The organism is Streptomyces sp. (assembly GCF_035644915.1).
Taxonomy (GTDB): domain Bacteria; phylum Actinomycetota; class Actinomycetes; order Streptomycetales; family Streptomycetaceae; genus Streptomyces.
The window spans coordinates 23,628-42,563 of the sequence record NZ_DASQNP010000106.1 but is presented as its reverse complement, the minus strand read 5'-3'; the positions used below and the strand labels follow the sequence as shown (position 1 = coordinate 42,563).

20 protein-coding genes are annotated in these 18,936 nt (G+C 75.4%); 5 read left to right on the top strand and 15 right to left on the bottom strand.

Annotated elements, in window-relative coordinates; all coding sequences use genetic code 11:
* Positions 1 to 115: 115 nt before the first annotated feature.
* The 5 genes from VE546_RS12660 to infC form a co-directional block, all read right to left on the bottom strand.
* Positions 116 to 1,282, bottom strand: a complete 1,167-nt coding sequence (locus VE546_RS12660; RefSeq protein ID WP_324921690.1) for a sensor histidine kinase — start codon at positions 1,280 to 1,282, stop codon at positions 116 to 118.
* Between the two features lie 40 nt (positions 1,283 to 1,322).
* A complete protein-coding gene (locus VE546_RS12655; RefSeq protein ID WP_324921741.1) occupies positions 1,323 to 2,180 on the bottom strand; it encodes an RNA methyltransferase in 858 nt (285 codons plus the stop codon).
* A gap of 162 nt (positions 2,181 to 2,342) precedes the next feature.
* Positions 2,343 to 2,726, bottom strand: coding sequence for a 50S ribosomal protein L20 (gene rplT / locus VE546_RS12650; RefSeq protein ID WP_324921688.1), 384 nt, complete (start codon positions 2,724 to 2,726; stop codon positions 2,343 to 2,345).
* Between the two features lie 137 nt (positions 2,727 to 2,863).
* Positions 2,864 to 3,058: a 50S ribosomal protein L35 gene (rpmI, locus tag VE546_RS12645; RefSeq protein ID WP_045865535.1), complete on the bottom strand. Its 195-nt coding sequence runs from the start codon at positions 3,056 to 3,058 to the stop codon at positions 2,864 to 2,866.
* Positions 3,059 to 3,224: 166 nt separating this feature from the next.
* The gene (gene infC, locus VE546_RS12640) at positions 3,225 to 3,902 is read right to left on the bottom strand and encodes a translation initiation factor IF-3 (RefSeq protein ID WP_324921739.1); all 678 of its coding nucleotides are present in this window, start codon (positions 3,900 to 3,902) and stop codon (positions 3,225 to 3,227) included.
* 409 nt (positions 3,903 to 4,311) lie between these two features.
* Between infC and VE546_RS12635 the strand changes: the two genes are divergently transcribed.
* Positions 4,312 to 4,632, top strand: coding sequence for a DUF1844 domain-containing protein (locus tag VE546_RS12635; RefSeq protein ID WP_324921736.1), 321 nt, complete (start codon positions 4,312 to 4,314; stop codon positions 4,630 to 4,632).
* Positions 4,633 to 4,671: 39 nt separating this feature from the next.
* Here VE546_RS12635 and VE546_RS12630 read toward each other — a convergent pair whose 3' ends face one another.
* Genes VE546_RS12630 through VE546_RS12620 form a run of 3 tightly spaced genes read right to left on the bottom strand, consistent with a single transcriptional unit; the run spans position 4,672 to position 7,634 of the window.
* Positions 4,672 to 5,412: an SseB family protein gene (locus tag VE546_RS12630; RefSeq protein ID WP_324921683.1), complete on the bottom strand. Its 741-nt coding sequence runs from the start codon at positions 5,410 to 5,412 to the stop codon at positions 4,672 to 4,674.
* A gap of 18 nt (positions 5,413 to 5,430) precedes the next feature.
* Positions 5,431 to 6,717, bottom strand: coding sequence for a type VII secretion-associated serine protease mycosin (mycP, locus tag VE546_RS12625; protein WP_414720470.1), 1,287 nt, complete (start codon positions 6,715 to 6,717; stop codon positions 5,431 to 5,433).
* Positions 6,714 to 7,634 (bottom strand): hypothetical protein, encoded by a 921-nt coding sequence (locus VE546_RS12620; RefSeq protein WP_324921679.1) that lies wholly within the window; start codon positions 7,632 to 7,634, stop codon positions 6,714 to 6,716. The genes mycP and VE546_RS12620 overlap by 4 nt, the downstream gene beginning before the upstream one ends.
* A 206-nt stretch (positions 7,635 to 7,840) precedes the next feature.
* On the opposite strand from VE546_RS12620, the gene VE546_RS12615 reads away from it, so the two are divergent.
* Complete coding sequence (locus tag VE546_RS12615) at positions 7,841 to 9,055, top strand: amino acid deaminase/aldolase (protein ID WP_324921677.1); 1,215 nt, start codon at positions 7,841 to 7,843, stop codon at positions 9,053 to 9,055.
* 14 nt (positions 9,056 to 9,069) lie between these two features.
* Here the strand turns inward: VE546_RS12615 and VE546_RS12610 are convergent, their stop codons facing one another.
* The 5 genes from VE546_RS12610 to VE546_RS12590 form a co-directional block, all read right to left on the bottom strand.
* Positions 9,070 to 9,750 carry a DUF4142 domain-containing protein gene (locus tag VE546_RS12610; RefSeq protein ID WP_324921675.1) on the bottom strand — a complete coding sequence of 227 codons (681 nt, stop codon included), beginning with the start codon at positions 9,748 to 9,750 and terminating at the stop codon, positions 9,070 to 9,072.
* Between the two features lie 147 nt (positions 9,751 to 9,897).
* Complete coding sequence (locus tag VE546_RS12605) at positions 9,898 to 10,800, bottom strand: DUF2510 domain-containing protein (protein ID WP_324921734.1); 903 nt, start codon at positions 10,798 to 10,800, stop codon at positions 9,898 to 9,900.
* A 50-nt stretch (positions 10,801 to 10,850) separates the two neighbouring features.
* Positions 10,851 to 11,618 (bottom strand): 3-oxoacyl-ACP reductase, encoded by a 768-nt coding sequence (locus VE546_RS12600; RefSeq protein WP_324921732.1) that lies wholly within the window; start codon positions 11,616 to 11,618, stop codon positions 10,851 to 10,853.
* Positions 11,619 to 11,677: 59 nt separating this feature from the next.
* A complete protein-coding gene (locus VE546_RS12595) occupies positions 11,678 to 13,078 on the bottom strand; it encodes an aldehyde dehydrogenase family protein (RefSeq protein ID WP_324921673.1) in 1,401 nt (466 codons plus the stop codon).
* 11 nt (positions 13,079 to 13,089) lie between these two features.
* Positions 13,090 to 14,457 (bottom strand): glutamine synthetase family protein, encoded by a 1,368-nt coding sequence (locus VE546_RS12590; RefSeq protein WP_324921671.1) that lies wholly within the window; start codon positions 14,455 to 14,457, stop codon positions 13,090 to 13,092.
* Between the two features lie 71 nt (positions 14,458 to 14,528).
* Here VE546_RS12590 and VE546_RS12585 point away from each other — a divergent pair, with 71 nt between their 5' ends.
* From VE546_RS12585 to VE546_RS12575, 3 genes are all read left to right on the top strand, one after another.
* The gene (locus tag VE546_RS12585; RefSeq protein WP_324921669.1) at positions 14,529 to 15,305 is read left to right on the top strand and encodes a FadR/GntR family transcriptional regulator; all 777 of its coding nucleotides are present in this window, start codon (positions 14,529 to 14,531) and stop codon (positions 15,303 to 15,305) included.
* Between the two features lie 200 nt (positions 15,306 to 15,505).
* Positions 15,506 to 16,984 (top strand): ethanolamine permease, encoded by a 1,479-nt coding sequence (gene eat / locus VE546_RS12580; RefSeq protein WP_324921667.1) that lies wholly within the window; start codon positions 15,506 to 15,508, stop codon positions 16,982 to 16,984.
* Between the two features lie 119 nt (positions 16,985 to 17,103).
* The gene (locus tag VE546_RS12575; protein ID WP_324921665.1) at positions 17,104 to 17,844 is read left to right on the top strand and encodes a gamma-glutamyl-gamma-aminobutyrate hydrolase family protein; all 741 of its coding nucleotides are present in this window, start codon (positions 17,104 to 17,106) and stop codon (positions 17,842 to 17,844) included.
* Here VE546_RS12575 and VE546_RS12570 read toward each other — a convergent pair.
* Together VE546_RS12570 and VE546_RS12565 are read right to left on the bottom strand one after the other, a co-directional pair.
* A complete protein-coding gene (locus VE546_RS12570; RefSeq protein ID WP_324921663.1) occupies positions 17,801 to 18,544 on the bottom strand; it encodes a helical backbone metal receptor in 744 nt (247 codons plus the stop codon). The genes VE546_RS12575 and VE546_RS12570 overlap by 44 nt on opposite strands.
* Before the next feature lie 79 nt (positions 18,545 to 18,623).
* Entirely contained in the window at positions 18,624 to 18,920 is a 297-nt protein-coding gene (locus VE546_RS12565) for a hypothetical protein (RefSeq protein WP_324921661.1), read from the bottom strand.
* Positions 18,921 to 18,936: the final 16 nt, after the last annotated feature.

The window sequence follows — 18,936 nt, the reverse complement described above, 5'->3', positions numbered from 1 at the left end:
GCGCTCCGGCACCTCGTATCGGCGGAGCCGGGCCCCGGGCCGCTCGAAGGTGCCGGTTGTCGAGTCTACGGCGCGTACACGATCGCGATGACGCCAAGGAGCCCGTGGGAGCCGCTCAGGCCAGGAAGGCCGGGGCGCCCACGGGCAGGGTAAATCGGAACTCGGCGCCGCCCGCGGGCGAGCGGCCGACCGTGATCGTCCCGCCGTGGGCCTCGACGATGCCCTTGACGATGTACAGGCCCAGCCCGGTGCCGCCGCGCTTGCTGCCGCGCCAGAAGCGGGTGAAGACGCGGCTCATCGACTCCTCGGGGATGCCGGGGCCCTCGTCGCTCACCGTGACCGCCGTTCCTTCGTCGCCCGTCTTCGTCCGTGCCGGTGCCACCTCTATGGTGATGGTTCCCGCGCCGTGGCGCACGGCGTTTTCCAGCAGGTTGCCGAGGACCTGGTCGATCTTGTCCGGGTCCGCCCAGAGGGCCGGCAGCGGCCGGGTGATCCGGCACGCGAACCGGCCGGGGTCCTGGCCGGCGGCGACGTGCGCCCGCAGGTGGCGGTCGACGGCGGCGGCCATGTCCACCGGCTGGCGGCGGATCTCCAGCCGCCCGGAGTCGATGCGCGAGATGTCCAGCAGCTCGGTGATCAGCCGCGTGACGCGGTCGGCGTCGGCGTCCACGGTCTCCAGCATCAGCCGCTTCTGGTCGTCGGTGAACCGCTCCCACTTGGCGAGGAGGGTCGCGGTGAAGCCCTTGACGGAGGTGAGCGGCGAGCGCAGTTCGTGCGCGACGGTGGCGATCAGCTCGGCGTGGCTGCGCTCCGTGCGCCGCCGGGCCTCGGTGCCGCGCAGGGTGACCACCAGCCGGTGGACCGGGCCGGTGCGGTGGCGGCGGACGTACCGCGCGGAGACCAGCACCTCCCGGCCCCCGGGGAGCAGGAGGTTGCGCTCGGGCTGGCCGGTGCGGATCGCCAGGCCGCCGTAGGGGTCGGTGAGCTTCCACCAGCGGCGCCCGTCGAGGTCCTCCAGGGGCAGGACGTGTTCGACGGGGCGGCCCAGCGCCTCGGCCCGGGGCAGCGCGGTGATCCGGACGGCGGCGGCGTTGAAGCAGACGACCCGGCCCCGGGCGTCGGCGACGACCAGCCCGTCGGGGAGGTCGTCGGGGTGCAGCCCGAGGGCGTCCGGCGGCGGGACGGAGCACCGGGCCGGCGCGGAGGAGGGGCTCTGCGGGGCCTCACCGGAGGCGGCGCGGGACACACCGCCGTCCTGGCCGCCGGAAGTCCTCACGTCCATCCCCGCTCACCCCCTTTCGGGCTCCGGGCACGCCACCCTACTAGCTCGGCGTGACGGAGCGGCACCCTCCGGCAGCGCGCTGCGCACGGGCCGACGCATAGAGGCACACGGCGGCGGCGGTGGCGAGGTTCAGGCTCTCCGCGCGCCCGTGGATGGGGACGCGCACCACCTCGTCGGCGAGTGCGCGGGTCTCCTCCGGCAGCCCCCACGCCTCGTTGCCGAAGACCCAGGCGGTGGGGCCGCCCATGCGTCCCTCGTCCAGTTCGGTGTCCAGGTCGCGGTCGCCCGCGCCGTCGGCGGCCAGCACCCGCACCCCGGCCGCGCGCAGCCCGGTCACGGCCCGTTCGACGGGCACGCCGACGGCGACGGGGAGGTGGAAGATGCTGCCGACGGAGGCGCGTACGGCCTTGGGGTTGTACAGGTCCACCGAGGCGTCGGTGAGCACCACGGCGTCGGCGCCCGCCGCGTCCGCGCAGCGCAGCACGGTCCCGGCGTTCCCGGGGTCGCGGACGTGGGCGAGGACGGCCACCAGGCGGGGGCGGGAGGCCAGTACGCGCTCGAAGGGCAGGTCGAGGAAGCGGCAGACGCCGACCAGGCCCTGCGGCGTGACGGTCTGGGAGAGCTCCGCGATCACCTCGTCGGAGGCGGTGCGCACCCGGGCGCCCGCGGCCCGGGCGGCGGCGACGATGTCGGCGTGCCGCTCGGCGGCCTCCAGGGTGGTGAACAGCTCGGTGAGCGTGGGCTCGCCGCCGCTGCGGTGGCCGATCGCCTCGCGCACGGCCTGGGGGCCCTCGGCGAGGAAGCGGCGCTCCCGGCCGCGGGTGTTGCGGCGGGCCAGCCGCCGGACGGCGGTGACGCGCGGGGAGCGCGGGGAGGTCAGTTCCGGGGCGGCGGCCATGGCGCGGCGTTCTCGCTTCTCGGGCTTCTTCTGCGGGCGGGGCGGGGCTTCCACGGGGCGGGGCGGGTCAGGGCGTACGGGGCCGGGGCGGGCGGATGCGGGGGAAACGACCGGACCCGCGGGCGCGGGGCCCGCGGGTCCGGTGGCGTCCTGCTGCCGTCGTCAGGCGGCCTTCGGAGCGTTGACGTCGCTCGGCAGCGCCTTCTGGGCCACCTCGACCAGCGCGGCGAACGCGTTCGGGTCGTTGACCGCGAGGTCGGCCAGGATCTTGCGGTCCACCTCGACCTCGGCGGCCTTCAGACCCTGGATGAAGCGGTTGTAGGTGATGCCGTTGGCGCGGGCGGCGGCGTTGATGCGCTGGATCCAGAGCTGCCGGAAGTCGCCCTTGCGGCGCTTGCGGTCGTTGTAGTTGTAGACGAGGGAGTGGGTGACCTGCTCCTTCGCCTTGCGGTACAGGCGGGAACGCTGACCGCGGTAGCCGCTGGCCTGCTCGAGGATCGCCCGGCGCTTCTTGTGGGCGTTGACCGCCCGCTTGACGCGTGCCACGTTTCTACTCCTTGTCGCGGGGCCGGCGCGGTGCTCCGGTCGCCGTTGCCACGGCGCCGCCGGCCCGGAAATTCGATGGGGTCCCGGTCTTCGAGGTCCTTCGCCCGGCCGATCGGGGGATCAGCGGGCGGCGGGGCTCACTTGCCGAGAAGCTTCTTGACCTTCTTGGCGTCGGCCGGAGCCATCTCGGTCTTGCCGGCGAGGCGGCGCGTCAGCGTGGACGGCTTGTGCTCGAGAAGGTGGCGGCGGCCGGCGCGCTGGCGCATCACCTTGCCGGAGCCGGTGATCTTGAAGCGCTTGCGTGCACCACTGTGCGTCTTGTTCTTCGGCATGTCGCCGTTCTCTCCTCGTCGGTGCCTCCCCCAGGGCCTCTGGCCTGGGAGGCGCCCCCGGCAGCACCGACCGTAAATCGGCGTGCGGAAGCGTCAGCTGTTTCGGTTGCTGTACGGAGTCCGGGGACCCCGCGGTGGTCCGGCGGCCGGCGGGCCGGCCGCCGGATCATGCCTCGGCGCGCTCCTCGGCGGGGGCCTTGTCCCCCCGCTGGCGGCCGGCCTTGCGGGCGGCCTGCGCCTCGCGGGCTTCGGCCATCGCCTCGGTCTTCTTCTTGTGCGGGCCGAGGACCATGATCATGTTTCGGCCGTCCTGTTTGGGGCTGGACTCCACGAAGCCCAGGTCCTGGACGTCCTCCGCGAGCCGCTGGAGCAGCCGGTAGCCCAGCTCGGGACGGGACTGCTCACGGCCGCGGAACATGATCGTGATCTTGACCTTGTCCCCCTGCTTGAGGAACCGGACGACGTGACCCTTCTTGGTGTCGTAGTCGTGCGGATCGATCTTCGGCCGGAGCTTCATCTCCTTGATGACCGTGTGCGCCTGGTTCTTGCGCGCCTCACGGGCCTTCATGGCCGACTCGTACTTGAACTTCCCGTAGTCCATGAGCTTGCACACCGGCGGACGGGCGTTCGCCGCGACCTCGACCAGGTCGAGGTCGTACTCCTGCGCAAGCTCCAGGGCCTTGGCAAGCGGCACGATGCCGACCTGCTCGCCACTGGGACCGACGAGTCGCACCTCGGGGACGCGAATCCGGTCGTTGATGCGGGGCTCGGCGCTGATGGGGCCTCCTCGGTTGCACCACGCGGTTGCCTGGCGGACAGCCGCGCACGGTTTGCGTTTCGGTATGACCACCGGACCAAGACGCGGAAAACGCCCCGGACGGGACGCAGGCGGGGCTCCTCGATCGAGCGGGAGCACCGCCGCGGTACACCGCGGGGCGCAGCCTGACCTCTTGACCCGCCGACCCGGAGGTCGGTCAGGTGGGAGCTTCGGAGCCTCCACTTGCGGGCCGGATCGCGCTCCTGCCGCGGTGTGCGGCGGTGGACACGGTCCGACCGGTCGATTTCCCAGCATAGCAGGGTCGCGGGCGTGCGCTGCCGCGGGTGCGGTGCGGGCGCCCGGCGGCCGGGACCTAGGCTGGGGCGCACCGTCCAGCAGGGAGCGAAGAGCAACGATGAGCGACACCAGCGACGTCCCGTCCCCCTCCGGGTCCGGCCGTCCGCCGGCGGCCGACCGGTCGCCCGACTTCGAGACGATGACCCGCGACATCGCGGACGTGCCCGCGGTCGAGGTGATCACCACGGTCGCGGTGCACCTGATGAGTTCGGCCGCGGTCAACCTCGGCCTGGCCGAGGGCGGCGAGGAGCACAAGGACCTGGACGAGGCCCGCAAGCTGATCAACGCGCTGGCCGGGCTGGTCACCGCCGCCGCGCCCGACATCGGCACCTACCACGCGGCGCCGCTGCGCGACGGGCTCAAGTCGCTCCAGCTCGCCTTCCGCGAGGCGTCGGTGGTGCCGGACGAGCCGGGCCAGGGGCCGGGCGAGAAGTTCACCGGCCCGGTCCTCGGCCGGTAGCCGGAGCCGGCGGCCGGGGGCGTGCGGCACGCCCCCGGTTCAGTCGCGGTCGTACAGCGGCCTGCCCGGCAGCGCGCCCTCCGGCGGCAGCAGGGCCAGGTCCAGGCCGCGCAGCAGACGGGCGCGCAGCGTCTCGTCCGCCGCCAGACGGGCCGCGATCCGTCCGGCGACCTCGCGGACCGGCGCGCCGGGGTCCAGGCGCAGGGCCAGCACGCCGTCGGTGTCGCCGCCGGGGGCCAGCCGGGCGGCGCGCACGGCGGGCTCGGCGGCCAGCGCCCCGCGCAGCGCCTCGACGACGGCCGGATCCGCCAGGGGGTCGGCGACCTCGGTGCGGCCCTCGGCCAGGGCGCGCAGCGCGGGGCCGGTGAGCTGGTAGGTGACCGGCCCGGCGAGGTCCAGGACGAGGGTGTCGGCGCCCTCCTGGGCGACGGCCCGGAGCGCCTGGTGCAGCGGGACGGCGACCGGGCGGGCGTCGGGGCGCCAGCGGGCGAGGCTGTCGGTGGAGGTGAAGGCGGGCAGGGCCTTCCGGCCGCCGGGCGCGTTGAGCGTGGGCACCGCCATGTCGCTGGTCTTCTCGCGGCGCAGGCCGTCCTCGCCCTCCTCCACCTCGCCGAGCACGGCGACCACCGGCACCAGCAGCCGGGCCTTGGCCAGCGCGGCCAGGACCTCCGGTTCGGCGGTGCGGTCCCGGGCCCAGGCGGCCAGGGCCCGGCTGAGGTCGGGGTCGGCGGAGCCGTCGTCGCCGGCGAAACCCGGATCGGGGATGTTCTTGAGCGCCACACGACGAGGGTAGCCCCGTCATCCGACGGGCCGGCCCCCGGTCCGCCGGGACGTGCGGGCCCCCCGGTACAGCAGCACGGCGCACCCCACCAGCAGGGCGCCCGCGGCCGCGGCGGCGGGCGCCAGCCAGCCGCCGGGTCCGCGCTCGGGCGCCGGGCCCGGGCCGAAGTACTTCCCGGGGTAGGACTCGGCCGCGGGCCGCTGCCGGCGCGGTTCGACGTTCGCGCCCAGCTCGATGGCGGCGGCCGGGTCGACGATGCCGGTGCCCAGGTCGTCGCTGCGCCCGCCGGGCGGGGTGTCGCGGGCGGTCTCGGCGATCAGTTCCTTCACCTGGGCCGGGCTGAGGTCCGGGTGGGCGGCCCGGACCAGGGCCACGCAGCCGGAGACGAAGGCGGCGGCGGCGCTGGTGCCCCAGCCCTCGTAGTACCTGCGGTCGGGGTAGGTGATGACCACGTCGTCGCCGGGGGCGCTGACGGTGGCGTACCAGCGGCGGGTGGAGAAGGGGGCGCGGGCGCCGGTGCGGTCCACGGCGGTCACGGCGATCACGCCGGGGTAGGCCGCCGGGTAGGAGGCCCGGTCGCCGTTCTCCCCGCCGTTGCCCGCGGAGGCGACCACCACGGCGCCCTTGCCCAGCGCGTAGCGCACGGCGGCGTCCTCGGCCGGGTCGGGGTGGGCGGAGGCGCTGTCGTCGCCGAGCGAGAGGTTGATGACGTCGGCGCCGTGGTCGGCGGCCCAGCGGATGCCCTCGGCCAGGGCGCCGCCCCGTTCCTCACGGGCCTTCTTCCGCTGCGGGTCGCCGTCCTCCAGCAGCACCCGTACGGGCAGGATCCTCGCCTCGGGGGCGACGCCGAGGACGCCCTGGCCGTCGCCGGGGCCGTGGCCGCGCCCGGCGATGATCCCGGCCATCGCGGTGCCGTGCCGGGCCCAGTGGCGGTCCCCCTCGCGGGCGCCGAAGCCGATGAGGTCCCTGCCCTCCAGCACCCGGCCCCTGAGGTCGGGGTGCCCGGCGTCGACGCCGGTGTCGAGGACCGCGACGGTGATGCCCTCGCCCTTGGTGGTCTTCCACGCCTCGCGGGCGCCCACCGCGTCCAGGCCCCACTGCCGGTCGCGGATCTCGTCGGCGCGGGCGGCGGGCGCGGCGGCCAGGAGGGACGCGCAGAGTACGCAGAGCACCGAGAGCACCGAGAGCAGTACCGGCAGTACGGCGGTGCGGCGGGCACGGGCGGAGGCACGGGCGGGGACGGGGTGCGGGGGGTTCACGGAGATCTTCACCGGAGGGTTCACGGGGACGTGCGGGGCGGTCATCGGTCCTGTCCGGTCCCCTCGGCGGCTCCCTCGGCGACGATGCGGCGCAGGCCGCGCTCGACGCGGTCGGCGATGCCGCGGGCGTCGTGGCCGAGGCCCGCCTGGGCGGGTGCGGTGGTCTGGCCGTCGATGACGGCCTCGTCCGCCGGCTGCGGGTCGCCGGCGGTGCGGCCGTCGGCGAAGCCGGAGACGGCGTAGACCACGACGGGTGCGTCGGTGAGCGGCCGGACCGTCCAGCTCGCGCGCTGGGCGTCGCCGAAGCGGGCGGCGGCGGTCCCGCGCGCGGCGTACGGGCGGGGCATCAGGTCGGTGCGCCGCTGGAGGTCCTCGCGGTCGAACCGCTCGTGCAGGGCGCGCATGCCGGCGGCGTCCGCCTCGGTGAACAGCAGTCCGACCGTGGTGACGCTGCTGCTGGTCTCGTCCACGTAGGTGGCGCGCAGCAGCCGGGCGCAGCCGACCGGTGAGAGCGCCTTGGCCAGCAGCGGGTCGAAGGCGCCCGTGCAGTCGCCGTCGGGGGCGACCGCGACCCGGATCCAGTGCCGGTCGGCCCCGCCGGGTCCGGCGCCCTCGCCCCGCAGGGTGCGGGGGAACAGGGTGTCGACGGGTATCTCGTGCCACAGCGAGCGCGCCCCGGCGTAGCCGACCGCGGCGGGTTCGCCGGGGTCCCCGGTGAGCCAGGTGCCGGCCGCGGCCCCGCCGAGCAGCCCGAGGCCCAGGACGAGGCAGACGGCCGCGGCGGCCGTACGGGCCGGTCCGCGGGCGGGGCGTCCCGGGGAGGGCGCGGCGTGCGGCGCGACGGCCGGCGCGGCCGGGAGGACGGGCGGCGGCCCGGTCGGTATGGAGGACGCGGTGGCCGCGGTCCGCGGTGGTACGACGGGTGGGAGCGGAGCCCGGACCGGGTCGGCCTCAGTGCTCACCAGCACCCCCTCGCGCTCTGTGCCGCCCCGTCGGCTCCCCTTGGGGGCAGGCCGGTTCGTATCCGGACATCACGCCGCCGACCAGCGGTCGGCGGCGGTGTGCGCGTCACTCTACGGGGAACGGGCATGGTCACGGCAACCCGCGTCCCGCGGCGCCCCTCGGCACGGGGCTGTCCCGGCCCGGCGGACTCTGGCAAGCTGCCGAAATGGCCTACGCGACCGCCGATCCCGCAACCGACCGGGCCCGTTACGACCGGGCCACCGCCCACCTCGACGCGCCGCTGGCGATCGTGGACCTGGCGGCGTTCGACGCCAACGCCGCCGACCTGGTGCGCCGCGCCGGCGGCAAGCCGGTCCGGGTGGCGAGCAAGTCCGTGCGCTGCCGGGCCCTGCTGGAACGCGTGCTGGAACGGGACGGGTTCGCCGGGGTCATGGGCTTCACGCTCGCCGAATCGCTGTGGCTGGCCCGCTCCGGGATCACCGACGTCCTGCTCGCCTACCCGTCCGTGGACCGGGCCGGGTACGCCGAGCTGGCCGCGGACCCCAAGCTGGCCGCGGCCGTGACGGTGATGGTCGACGACCCCGCGCACCTGGCCCTGATCGACGCCGCCCGCGGCGGCGGGCGGGAGGAGATCCGGGTCTGCCTGGAGCTGGACACCTCCCTGCGGCTGTTCGGCGGCCGGGTGCGGATCGGCGCCCGCCGCTCCCCGCTCCACTCCCCCGCCCGCCTGGCCGAGCTGGCCCGCTCGGTGGTGCGCCGCCCCGGGTTCCGGCTGGTGGGGCTGATGGCGTACGAGGGGCACATCGCGGGTGTGGGCGACGCGGTGGCCGACCGTCCGCTGCGGTCGCGGGCGGTGCGGCTGATGCAGTCGGCGGCGCGGCGCGAGCTGGCGGAGCGGCGCGCGGCGGCGGTGCGGGCGGTGCGCGCGATCGAGCCGGAGCTGGAGTTCGTCAACGGCGGCGGCACCGGGAGCGTGCAGCACACCGCCGCCGAGGAGGCGGTCACCGAGGTCGCGGCGGGTTCGGGCCTGCTGATGCCGCGGCTGTTCGACCACTACTCCTCCTTCTCCGGCCGCCCGGCGGCGCTGTTCGCCCAGCCGGTGGTGCGCCGGCCCGGGGTGGGCGTGGTGACGGTGCTCGGCGGCGGCTATCCGGCCTCCGGCCCCGCGGGCCGGGACCGGCTGCCGGTGCCGTACCTGCCGCCCGGGCTGCGCTACGACCCGCGGGAGGGGCCGGGCGAGGTGCAGACGCCGCTGCTCGGGCCGCCCGCGGACGACCTGCTGATCGGGGACAGGGTGTGGTTCCGGCACGCCAAGGCCGGTGAGCTGTGCGAGCGCTTCGAGGCGCTGCACCTGGTCGAGGGCGACCGGGTGGTGGCGACGGTGCCGACCTACCGCGGCGAGGGCCGTACCTTCCTGTGAGCCGCCCGTCCGGCTCACCGCGTCACGGCCTCCTCCACCTCCCTGAGCGTCCCGGGTTCCACCAGCCCGGTGTCCTCCAGGACCTCCATGTGGTCCAGGACGGTCTGGTTGGCCTGGCGTGCGTGGCGGCGGATCAGGTCGTTCCGCGTGGCGGCGCGCACCTCGCCGATGGTGGCGAAGATCTTGCCGTGCGAGGCGCGCAGCACGTTGGCGAAGAGGCGGTCGAACTCGGCGCCGCGGGCGTTCTCCATCTCCCGCACCCACCGCTGCTGTTCGGCGGTGGCCTCGTTGGGGATGGTGACGCCGAGGATCCTGGCGTCCTCGCGCACGAGCTGGTCGAGCTTGGCGTGGCCGTCGATCAGGTGCCGTCCCGCGCGTTTGACGGCCTCGCTGGAGGCATGGGTCCGAGCCAGTCTGCCGGCGGGGATCTCCCACAGTCCGGCCTGCCGGACCTTGACGAGGAAGTCCCTGTCCACGTCGGTGACCGGTCCCGCGCCGCCCGTGCCGTCCCCGCTGCCGTCCGAGCCGGGGGCGGCCGGGTGGTGGTTCTCCCCGGCCCGGCTGCTGCCCGTCTGCAGGGAGACCAGCACGGGGACCGCCACGAGCGCGAGCAGGGCCGCGACGGCGGTGGCGACCACGCGTGGCGGCACCCGGCGCATCGCGGCGGCACGGCGACTGGAACGGTTCGGGCGCATGGCTCCTCCTCGTGGCGCTGCTCGTCCACCGGCGGTACGGGAGGGCCGGGCGGGGCGTTCACCACCGCCGGAAAACACTCACGGAGGTGAGCGGAGAACGGGCGGGGACGGGCGCCGCGGGGGTGCGGACCGGGGGGTGAGCCGCCGTCAGACCTCCATGCCGGGGCCCCCGGTGGCCCTGACGCCCGCCACGATCCGGTCCATCTCGCCGACGTCGGGGGCCTCGGCGTGGATGTCGAAGCCCAGGCGCAGCAGCATCATCCGTCCGCTGCCGTCGGGGGCGGGGAAGACGACCGACTCCACGTACGCGTCGGGTTCGGACCCGTTGGTGATCCGCCAGCGGACCCGGTGGCCCTGCCGGCCCGCGACGGTGACCTCGCCGGAGGAGACGACCTCGTGGCTCCTGATCCCGCCGTAGGCGCGGGTGTCGTAGGACTCCTCGGCGTTGCGGGCGATGTCCTCCTCGGCCATCGCCTTGGCGTCGGTCCCCGTCAGGCCGGTGGCGGGACGCAGGGAGACCCCGCCGCGGACGCAGGTGAGGGTGGGGTCGCCCGGGCACCGGTAGGAGCCGGTCGACAGCCAGATGCCCTGGTCGGTCTCCGTCTCGCGCCAGCCCTCGGGCACGGGCACGCTGACGCCGTTGGCCCGGTCGACCGCGGTGTCCGGGGTGTCCGGGGTGCCGCTGCCCGGTCCGCCGTCCGGTTCGCCGTCGGACGGCCCGCCGTCGTCGGGCGTCCCCTCGGGCGTCCGGTCGGCGCCGGCGCCGGGCCCGGGCCGTGCCCGGCGGTCGCCGGACCCGTCGGAGCCGCCGAGCAGGAGCAGTGCTCCGGCGACGAGGGCGGTCACCACGACCGCGGCGGCGATGACGGCGGCCACCAGCGGGCCGCGCGGCGGCCGTCCCCCCGCGTCCGGGGGGAGGACCGCCGGTTCGTACGCGCCGGGAGGGACGCGGGTGTGCCCCGTCCAGGCGGAGCCGTCCCACCAGCGTTCCGGTGCCGGTCCGGGGCCCGGGTGCCCGGGGTCCGGGTACCAGCCGGGCGGTGTCGTCATGCTCACGCTGTGAACAGTACTGGCAACGGGTCCCGGGTAGGACAGGTGTGCTACAGCGGGGTCACGTAGGCGCCCGAGATGCCCCCGTCCACCAGGAATTCGGCGGCGTTGACGAAGGAGGAGTCGTCGCTGGCCAGGAAGGCGACGGCCGCGGCGATCTCCTCCGGCTCGGCGAAGCGGCCCACGGGGACGTGGACCAGGCGGCGCTGGGCGCGCTCGGGGTCCTTGGCGAACAGCTCCTTCAGCAGCGGGGTGTTGACCGGGCCGGGGCACAGGGCGTTGACCCGGATGCCCTCGCGGGCGAACTGCACGCCCAGCTCGCGCGACATCGCCAGCACCCCGCCCTTGGAGGCGGTGTAGCTGATCTGCGAGGTGGCGGCGCCCATGACGGCGACGAAGGAGGCGGTGTTGATGATGGACCCCCGGCCCTGGCGCCGCATGTGGGGCAGGGCGTACTTGCAGCACAGGTAGACCGAGGTGAGGTTGGTCTCCTGGACCCGCCGCCAGGCGTCCAGTCCGGTGGTGAGGATGGAGTCGTCGTCGGGCGGGGAGATGCCGGCGTTGTTGAAGGCGACGTCGACCGAGCCGTAGGTGTCGTACGCCGTGGCGAAGAGCGCCTCGACCTGTCCGGGGTCGGTGACGTCGGTGGGGACGTAGAGCCCGCCGGTCTCCTCGGCGGCGGCCTTGCCGCGCTCGGGGTCGATGTCGGCGCAGACCACGTGCGCGCCCTCGGCGGCCAGGCGGCGGGCGCTGGCCAGTCCGATGCCGCTGCCCGCCCCGGTGACGACGGCGGTGCGGCCCACCAGGCGGCGGCACACGGGGGCCGCCGCCCCGGGGGTGTTCTCCGGGGTCCCCGTCCCGGCTCCGGCTGTCTCGGTCACTGCTGCTCCTCGGTGCTGATGAAGACGTTCTTGGTCTCGGTGAAGGCGGCCAGCGCGTCCGGGCCCAGTTCGCGGCCGAGGCCGGACTGCTTGTAGCCCCCGAAGGGGGTCCAGTAGCGCACGCTGCTGTGGGAGTTGACGGAGAGGTTGCCCGCGGCGACGGCGCGCGCCACGCGCAGGGCGCGTCCGGCGTCGCGGGTCCACACCGAGCCGGACAGGCCGTAGTCGGTGGCGTTGGCCAGCCGTACGGCGTCGGCCTCGTCGTCGAAGGGGAGGACGACGGCGACGGGGCCGAAGATCTCCTCCACGGCGGTGCGGTCGTCCGGGCGGCCGGGGGTCAGGACGGTCGCCGGGTACCAGTAGCCCGGGCCGGAGGGCACCTCGCCGCGGATGGCGGCGGGGGCGTCCTCGGGGACGTAGGAGCGCACCCGTTCGCGCTGGGCGGCGGAGATCAGCGGGCCCATCAGGGTGGCGGGGTCGGCCGGGTCGCCGGCCGTGAACGCCTTGACGGCCGGCTCCAGCAGTTCCAGGAAGCGGTCGAGGACCGGGCGCTGGACGAGGATGCGGCTGCGGGCGCAGCAGTCCTGGCCGGTGTTGTCCAGGAAGGAGGCGGGGGCGGCGGCCGCGGCGCGCTCGATGTCGGCGTCGGCGAAGACGATGTTGGGGCTCTTGCCGCCGAGTTCGAGCGTCACCCGCTTCACCCGCGCCGCGCAGCGGGCCATGATCTCCTTGCCGACGGCCGTCGATCCGGTGAAGACGACCTTGGCGGTGCCCGGGTGGTCCACCAGCGCGGCGCCCGTGACCGGACCGGCGCCGGGCAGCACCTGGAACAGGTGCTCGGGCAGGCCGGCCTCCAGGGCGAGTTCGGCGAGTCTGAGGGCGGTGAGCGGGGTGGTCTCGGCGGGCTTGAGGAGGACGGCGTTGCCCGCGGCCAGCGCGGGGGCGGTGCCCCAGGCGGCGATGGGCATGGGGAAGTTCCAGGGGGCGATGACGGCGACGACCCCGAGCGGCTCGGCGAAGGTGACGTCGATGCCGCCCGCGACCGGGATCTGACGCCCCGTCAAGCGCTCCACTCCCCCGGCGGCGTACTCCAGCAGGTCGCGGACGTTGCCCGCCTCCCAGCGCGCGTTGCCGACCGGGTGGCCGGCCTCGCGGACCTCCAGGTCGGCGAGTTCGCCGAGGTGGTCGTCGACGGCGGCGGCGAAGCGGCGCAGCAGCCGGGCGCGGTCGCCGGGGGCGAGCGCCGCCCAGCGCTCCTGGGCGGCGGCGGCCCGGCGGACGGCCGTGTCGACGCCGGCGGGGTCGGTGGCGGGGACGGTGGCGATCACCTCCTCGGTCGCCGGGTTGACCACGTCGTGCTCGTGCGCGTGCTCGGCTCGGGTCACGGTCTCGGGCAAGGTCGTATCCCTTACATGCGTTCGAAGGAGCGGTAGCGCTCCCAGTCCGTGATGGCCGTGTCGTACGCCTCCTGCTCGACGCGGGCCATGTTCGCGTAGTGCTCGACCACCTCGTCGCCGAAGGCGTCCCGCGCCAGCCCGCTGGCCTCCCACAGTCCGGCGGCCTCGCGCAGTGTGGCCGGGACGCGTTCGGCGTCGCCGCGGTAGGCGTTGCCGGTGCAGGGCCCGGGGAGTTCCAGTGCGTGGTCGATGCCGTACAGGCCGGCCGCGATCATGCCCGCGACCGCCAGGTACGGGTTGACGTCCCCGCCCGGGAGGCGGTTCTCCAGCCGGTGGGAGGCGCCGTGGCCGATGACCCGCAGGGCGCAGGTGCGGTTGTCGGGCCCCCAGGCGACGGCGGTGGGTGCGAAGGAGCCGGGGCGGAAGCGCTTGTAGGAGTTGATGTTGGGGGCGTAGAGCAGGGTCAGTTCCCGCAGGGCGGCGAGCTGCCCGGCCAGGAAGTGCCGCATCAGCTCCGACATGCCGTACGGGGCGTCGTCGTCGGCGAGGACCGGCCGCCCGTCGGCGTCGCGCAGCGAGAGGTGGATGTGACAGGAGTTGCCCTCGCGCTCGTCGTACTTGGCCATGAAGGTGAGCGCCATGCCCTCCTGGGCGGCGATCTCCTTGGCCCCGGTCTTGTAGACGGAGTGCTGGTCGCAGGTGGTCAGCGCGTCGGTGTAGCGGAAGGCGATCTCGTGCTGGCCGAGGTTGCACTCGCCCTTGGCCGACTCCACCGTCATCCCGGCCGCGCCCATCTCGTTGCGCAGGCGGCGCAGCAGGGGTTCGACGCGGCCGGTGCCGAGGACGGAGTAGTCCACGTTGTACTGGTTGGCCGGGGTCAGTCCGCGGTAGCCGCGCTCCCAGGCCGCCTCGTAGGTGTCGCGGAAGACGATGAACTCCAGCTCGGTGCCCGCGTACGCCCGCCAGCCGCGCTCGGCGAGCCGGTCGAGCTGGCGGCGCAGCACCTGGCGCGGCGAGGCGGCCACGGGCGAGCCGTCGTGCCAGGCGAGGTCGGCGGTGATCAGCGCGGTGCCCGGGTTCCACGGCGTCAGCCGCAGGGTGCCGGGGTCGCCGCGCAGGACGAAGTCGCCGTAGCCGCGCTCCCAGGAGGACATGGCGTAGCCGTCGACGGTGTTCATGTCGGCGTCCACGGCGAGCAGGTAGTTGCAGCCCTCGGTGCCGTGTTCGAGCACCTCGTCGAGGAAGAACCGGGCGGCGAACCGCTTGCCCTGGAGCCTGCCCTGCATGTCGGTGAACGCCAGGACGACGGTGTCGACCTCCCCGGCGTCCACGCGCTGCCTCAGTTCCCCGACTGTGAGCGGGGGTCTGCGGTCTGCCAAGGTGAGGCCTCCTGTCGCTAGCCGGAGCCATAAGGTATTCACACAGACCTTTGAATGGGAAGTAGGTGCCCATGAACGAATCCCCGAGCGGCGCGGTCGGCGCACCGGGGCGGACCGCGGACGGCACGGCCCCGGACCGGCTGGCGCACGTCCTGCGCCCGGTGCGGGCGGGCAACGGCTTCGAGGAGGCGCTGGAGCAGATACTCCAGGTCATCCGGCTCGGCCTGGTGCCCTCCGGCGGACGCCTGCCCGCCGAACGGGAGCTGGCCGAACGGCTGGGCATCAGCCGGGTGACGCTGCGGGACGTGCTGCGGGTGCTCCAGGACGAGGGCCTGGTGGAGAGCAGGCGCGGCCGGTACGGCGGCACGTTCGTACGGCCCCCCGCCCCGGCGGACGCCACGGGCGGGCGACCGCGGCTGCCGGCCGGGGTGACCTGGGCGGAGGTGGAGGACACGCTGCGCTTCCGGGAGGTGCTGGAGGTGGGCGCGGCCGAACTGTGCGCCGCCGAGGGGCTGACCGGTGAGCGGGCGCGGCGGCTGCGCGACGCGCTGGCCGCCACCGGCGACGCGCCCCTGTCCGACTACCGGCGCCGGGACACGCTGCTGCACCTGACCCTGGCCGAGCTGTGCGGCTCGCCCTCGCTGGCGGCCCGGTACGCGGCGGTGCGGGCCTCCCTCAACGACCTGCTGGACCGCATCCCGCTGCTGGTGCGGAACCTGGAGCACTCCCAGCGGCAGCACACCGCGCTGGTCGAGGCGGTGCTGGAGGGCGACGCGGAGGGGGCGCGCGAGGTGATGCGCGAGCACTGCGCGGGGACGGCCGCGCTGCTGCGCGGCTTCCTGGCCTGAGCCGGCCCGGGGCGCGTACCGCCCGGCCGCACGCCCTGGCCCGCGCTCCCCACGCCGATCGCGGCGCCGTCTTCGCGCACGGGGCTTGCGCGGCACCCCGGGGAGACGCAAAGGTATGCGGCCACACCTTTGCCTCGCGCCCACGCGTCCACCCCCACCCACCCCCACGCCCCACGGCAGCCTCACGGCAGGAGCGGCCCATGACCGACGGCACCCGGCCCCGCACCGTACCGCCGACCACCGCCGGCCGGGAGCCCCCGCCCTCCCCCGGGGACGACTACCTGCGGCGCCGCTCGCTGCGCCGCGGCAGTGCGGGCCCGCTGCTGCTGACGGGACTGGGCGTGGCGTACGTCGTCTCCGGCGACTACGCGGGCTGGAACTACGGCCTGGCCGAGGGCGGCTTCGGCGGGCTGGCCGCCGCCACCGCCCTGATGGGCCTGATGTACGCCTGCCTGGTCTTCTCGCTCGCCGAGCTGTCCTCGGTGCTGCCGACCGCGGGCGGCGGCTACGGCTTCGCCCGGCGCGCGCTGGGCACCTGGGGCGGGTTCCTGACGGGGACGGCCATCCTCATCGAGTACGTCCTGGCGCCCGCCGCCATCGCGGTGTTCATCGGCGGCTACGTGGAGTCCCTGGGCCTGTTCGGCCTGACCTCCGGCTGGCCGGTCTACCTGGCCTGCTTCATCGTCTTCATCGGAGTGCACCTGTGGGGCGTCGGCGAGGCCCTGCGGTTCAGCTTCGTGGTGACGGGCATCGCGGTGGCCGCCCTGGCCGTCTTCGCCGTCGCCGCCTTCTCCGCCTTCGACGCGGGCTCCCTCACCGACATCGCGGGCGAGGGGGACGCCGTCGGCGCGAACTCCTGGCTGCCGTTCGGGCTGCTGGGCATCTGGGCGGCCTTCCCGTTCGGCATGTGGTTCTTCCTGGGCATCGAGGGGGTGCCGCTGGCCGCCGAGGAGACCCGCGACCCGGCCAGGACGCTGCCGAGGGCGATGGCCTGGGCCATCGGCGTCCTGGTGGTGCTGGCCGTGGTCACCCTGCTGGCCGCCGCCGGCGCCGCGGGCTCCGACGCGCTCAAGGACGCCGACAACCCGCTGGTCGCGGCCCTGGAGGCGGACGGCGGCGGGCCCACCACGCTCAGCCGGATCGTCAACTACGCCGGGCTGGCCGGGCTGGTGGCCTCCTTCTTCTCCCTGATCTACGCCGGGTCGCGGCAGCTCTTCGCCCTCTCCCGCGCCGGCTACCTGCCCCGCTTCCTCTCCCTGACCAGCCGCCGCAAGGCCCCCTGGCTCGCCCTGGTCGTGCCCGGGGCGCTGGGCTTCGGCCTGGCGGCGTACACCGGGGACGGCGCGCGGATGCTCAACATCGCGGTGTTCGGCGCCTCGGTGTCGTACGTGCTGATGGCGCTGTCGCACATCGTGCTGCGCCGCCGCGAGCCGGGGCTGCACCGGCCGTACCGCACGCCGGGCGGCGTCCTCACCTCCTCGGTGGCCTTCGTGCTGGCGTGCACCGCGGTGGTCGCCACGTTCCTGGTGGACCCCGGGGCGGCGGGCATCGCCCTGCTGCTGTACGCCGTGGCCGCCTGCTACTTCGGCCTCTACAGCCGCCACCGCCTGGTGGCGGCCGCGCCGGAGGAGGAGTTCGCGGCACTGGCCGCGGCGGAGGCTGAGTTGGACCGTGACTGACGTCGTACCGTGACCGACGCGGACCCGGCCGTCGCCGGGACGACCGGCGCAGACGGCCACCACAGCCGAACCGCGCAGACGACCGCCACGGACGTGGCCGACAGACACAGGAGACGCCCGTGCCCGCCCCGCTCATCGGTGTCAGCACCTACCTGGAGTCCTCGGTGCGGTGGGGGGTGTGGCGGCAGCCCGCCGCGCTGCTGCCCGCCGGGTACCACCGGCTGGTCCAGCGGGCCGGCGGGCTGGCCGCGCTGCTGCCGCCGGACGACGCCCCCGGGGCCGCCGCCGCGGCGGTGGCGCGGCTGGACGCCCTGGTGATCGCGGGCGGCCCGGACGTGGAGCCCGTGCGGTACGGGGCCGCCCCGGCACCGGAGACCGGGCCGCCCGCCCGGGAGCGGGACGCCTGGGAGCTCGCCCTGATCGACGCGGCGCTGGCCGCCGGGCTGCCGCTGCTGGGGATCTGCCGGGGGATGCAGCTCCTCAACGTCGCCCTGGGCGGCACGCTGGTGCAGCACCTGGAGGGCCACACCGGCCCGCCCGGGGTCTTCGGCGCGCACACCGTCACCGTGGTGCCGGGCACCGGGCTGGCCCGGGTGCTGTCGGGCCCCGGCGCGGCGGACGCGGTGGAGGTGTCGGTGCCGACCTACCACCACCAGGCCGTGGACCGGCTCGGGGAGGGCCTGGTGGCCTGCGCCCACGCCGGGGACGGCACGGTCGAGGCGGTCGAGCTGCCCGGCGCGGCGGCCTGGACGCTGGGGGTGCAGTGGCATCCGGAGGCGGACACCGGTGAGGACGTGCGGGTGATGCGCGCGCTGGTCAGCGCGGCGGAGCGGACAGCGCGGCGGCCAGTGCCGCGCTGAGCACCCCGGGCGCCTCGGCCAGCGAGGGCCCGTACCACGTCAGGTGCCGTCCGCTGACGAGCGCCGCGGGCAGCCCGGGGAAGGCCTCGGGGCCGTCGCCGGCGGTGAAGCGGTACGGCTCGTCGGGGAGCACGACGAGGTCGGCCCGCCCCGGCTCGTTCAGCTCCCCGACGTCCACGCGGGGGTAGCGCTCGGGGTGCCCGGCGTAGGCGTTGCGCACCCCGAGGCGGGCCAGCACGTCGCCCGCGAAGGTGTCCCGGCCGAGCACCATCCACGGCCGCCGCCACACGGGCACCACGGCGGTGGCGTCGAACCGCGGCCGCACCGCGCGCCAGGCGGCCTCGGCCGCGTCCAGCCAGTCCGGCCGGGGCAGCCCGCAGCCGGCGGTGAGCACCCGGTCCAGCTCGGCGAACGCCTGCGGGAGCGTGCGGACCTCGGTGACCAGCACCGCCACCCCGGCGTCCCGCAGGGCGGCGAGGTCGGCCGGGCGGTTCTCCTCCTCGTTGGCGATGACGAGGTCGGGGGCCAGGGCGGTGATCCGCTCCAGGTCGGGGTTCTTGGTGCCCCGGACGCGGACGACGTCCAGGTCCGGCGGATGGCTGCACCAGTCGGTGGCCCCGACCAGCAGCTCCGGCGCGGTGGCGGCGACGGCCTCGGTCAGGGAGGGGACGAGCGAGACGACGCGGCGGACGGTGGTCACCGCGCCACCGTACCGGGGCCGCCGGGCAGGGGCGGCCCCGGAGGGCCGGTCGGGCCGGGCGGGCGGCCCGGCCGGGGGCTCAGCAGAACCAGCCGTCCTGCACCCAGCCCCTGCGGTTGACGTCGCCGTAGGCGAAGCCGTAGACGTAGTTGCCGTCCTTGGCCTCGACCAGGAACGTCTGGCCCCGGTACAGGGTGCCCATCCAGGCGCCGTCGTTCGGGGCGACGCGGACGTAGAGGTCCTGGGCGCAGACGGTCTCGCGGACGCCGATGGTGCCGTTGGCGGCGTGGGCGGGAACCGCGCTCAGGGCGACCAGGGCGGCGGCGCCGAGGACGGCGCCCACCGCGGTGTGCGGGGAACGGCGGGTGCGGGACACGGGACTCCTCTCCTGT

What these genes read in the sequence shown, in the direction of transcription:
- VE546_RS12635 (WP_324921736.1), top strand. Translation starts at nt 4,312, where the DNA reads ATGACCCGCGACATCGCGGACGTGCCCGCGGTCGAGGTGATCACCACG.
- VE546_RS12605 (WP_324921734.1), bottom strand. Translation starts at nt 10,800, where the DNA reads ATGACGACACCGCCCGGCTGGTACCCGGACCCCGGGCACCCGGGCCCC.
- VE546_RS12615 (WP_324921677.1), top strand. Translation starts at nt 7,841, where the DNA reads ATGGCCTACGCGACCGCCGATCCCGCAACCGACCGGGCCCGTTACGAC.
- VE546_RS12660 (WP_324921690.1), bottom strand. Translation starts at nt 1,282, where the DNA reads ATGGACGTGAGGACTTCCGGCGGCCAGGACGGCGGTGTGTCCCGCGCC.
- mycP (WP_414720470.1), bottom strand. Translation starts at nt 6,717, where the DNA reads ATGACCGCCCCGCACGTCCCCGTGAACCCTCCGGTGAAGATCTCCGTG.
- rpmI (WP_045865535.1), bottom strand. Translation starts at nt 3,058, where the DNA reads ATGCCGAAGAACAAGACGCACAGTGGTGCACGCAAGCGCTTCAAGATC.
- VE546_RS12655 (WP_324921741.1), bottom strand. Translation starts at nt 2,180, where the DNA reads ATGGCCGCCGCCCCGGAACTGACCTCCCCGCGCTCCCCGCGCGTCACC.
- VE546_RS12585 (WP_324921669.1), top strand. Translation starts at nt 14,529, where the DNA reads ATGAACGAATCCCCGAGCGGCGCGGTCGGCGCACCGGGGCGGACCGCG.
- eat (WP_324921667.1), top strand. Translation starts at nt 15,506, where the DNA reads ATGACCGACGGCACCCGGCCCCGCACCGTACCGCCGACCACCGCCGGC.
- VE546_RS12610 (WP_324921675.1), bottom strand. Translation starts at nt 9,750, where the DNA reads ATGCGCCCGAACCGTTCCAGTCGCCGTGCCGCCGCGATGCGCCGGGTG.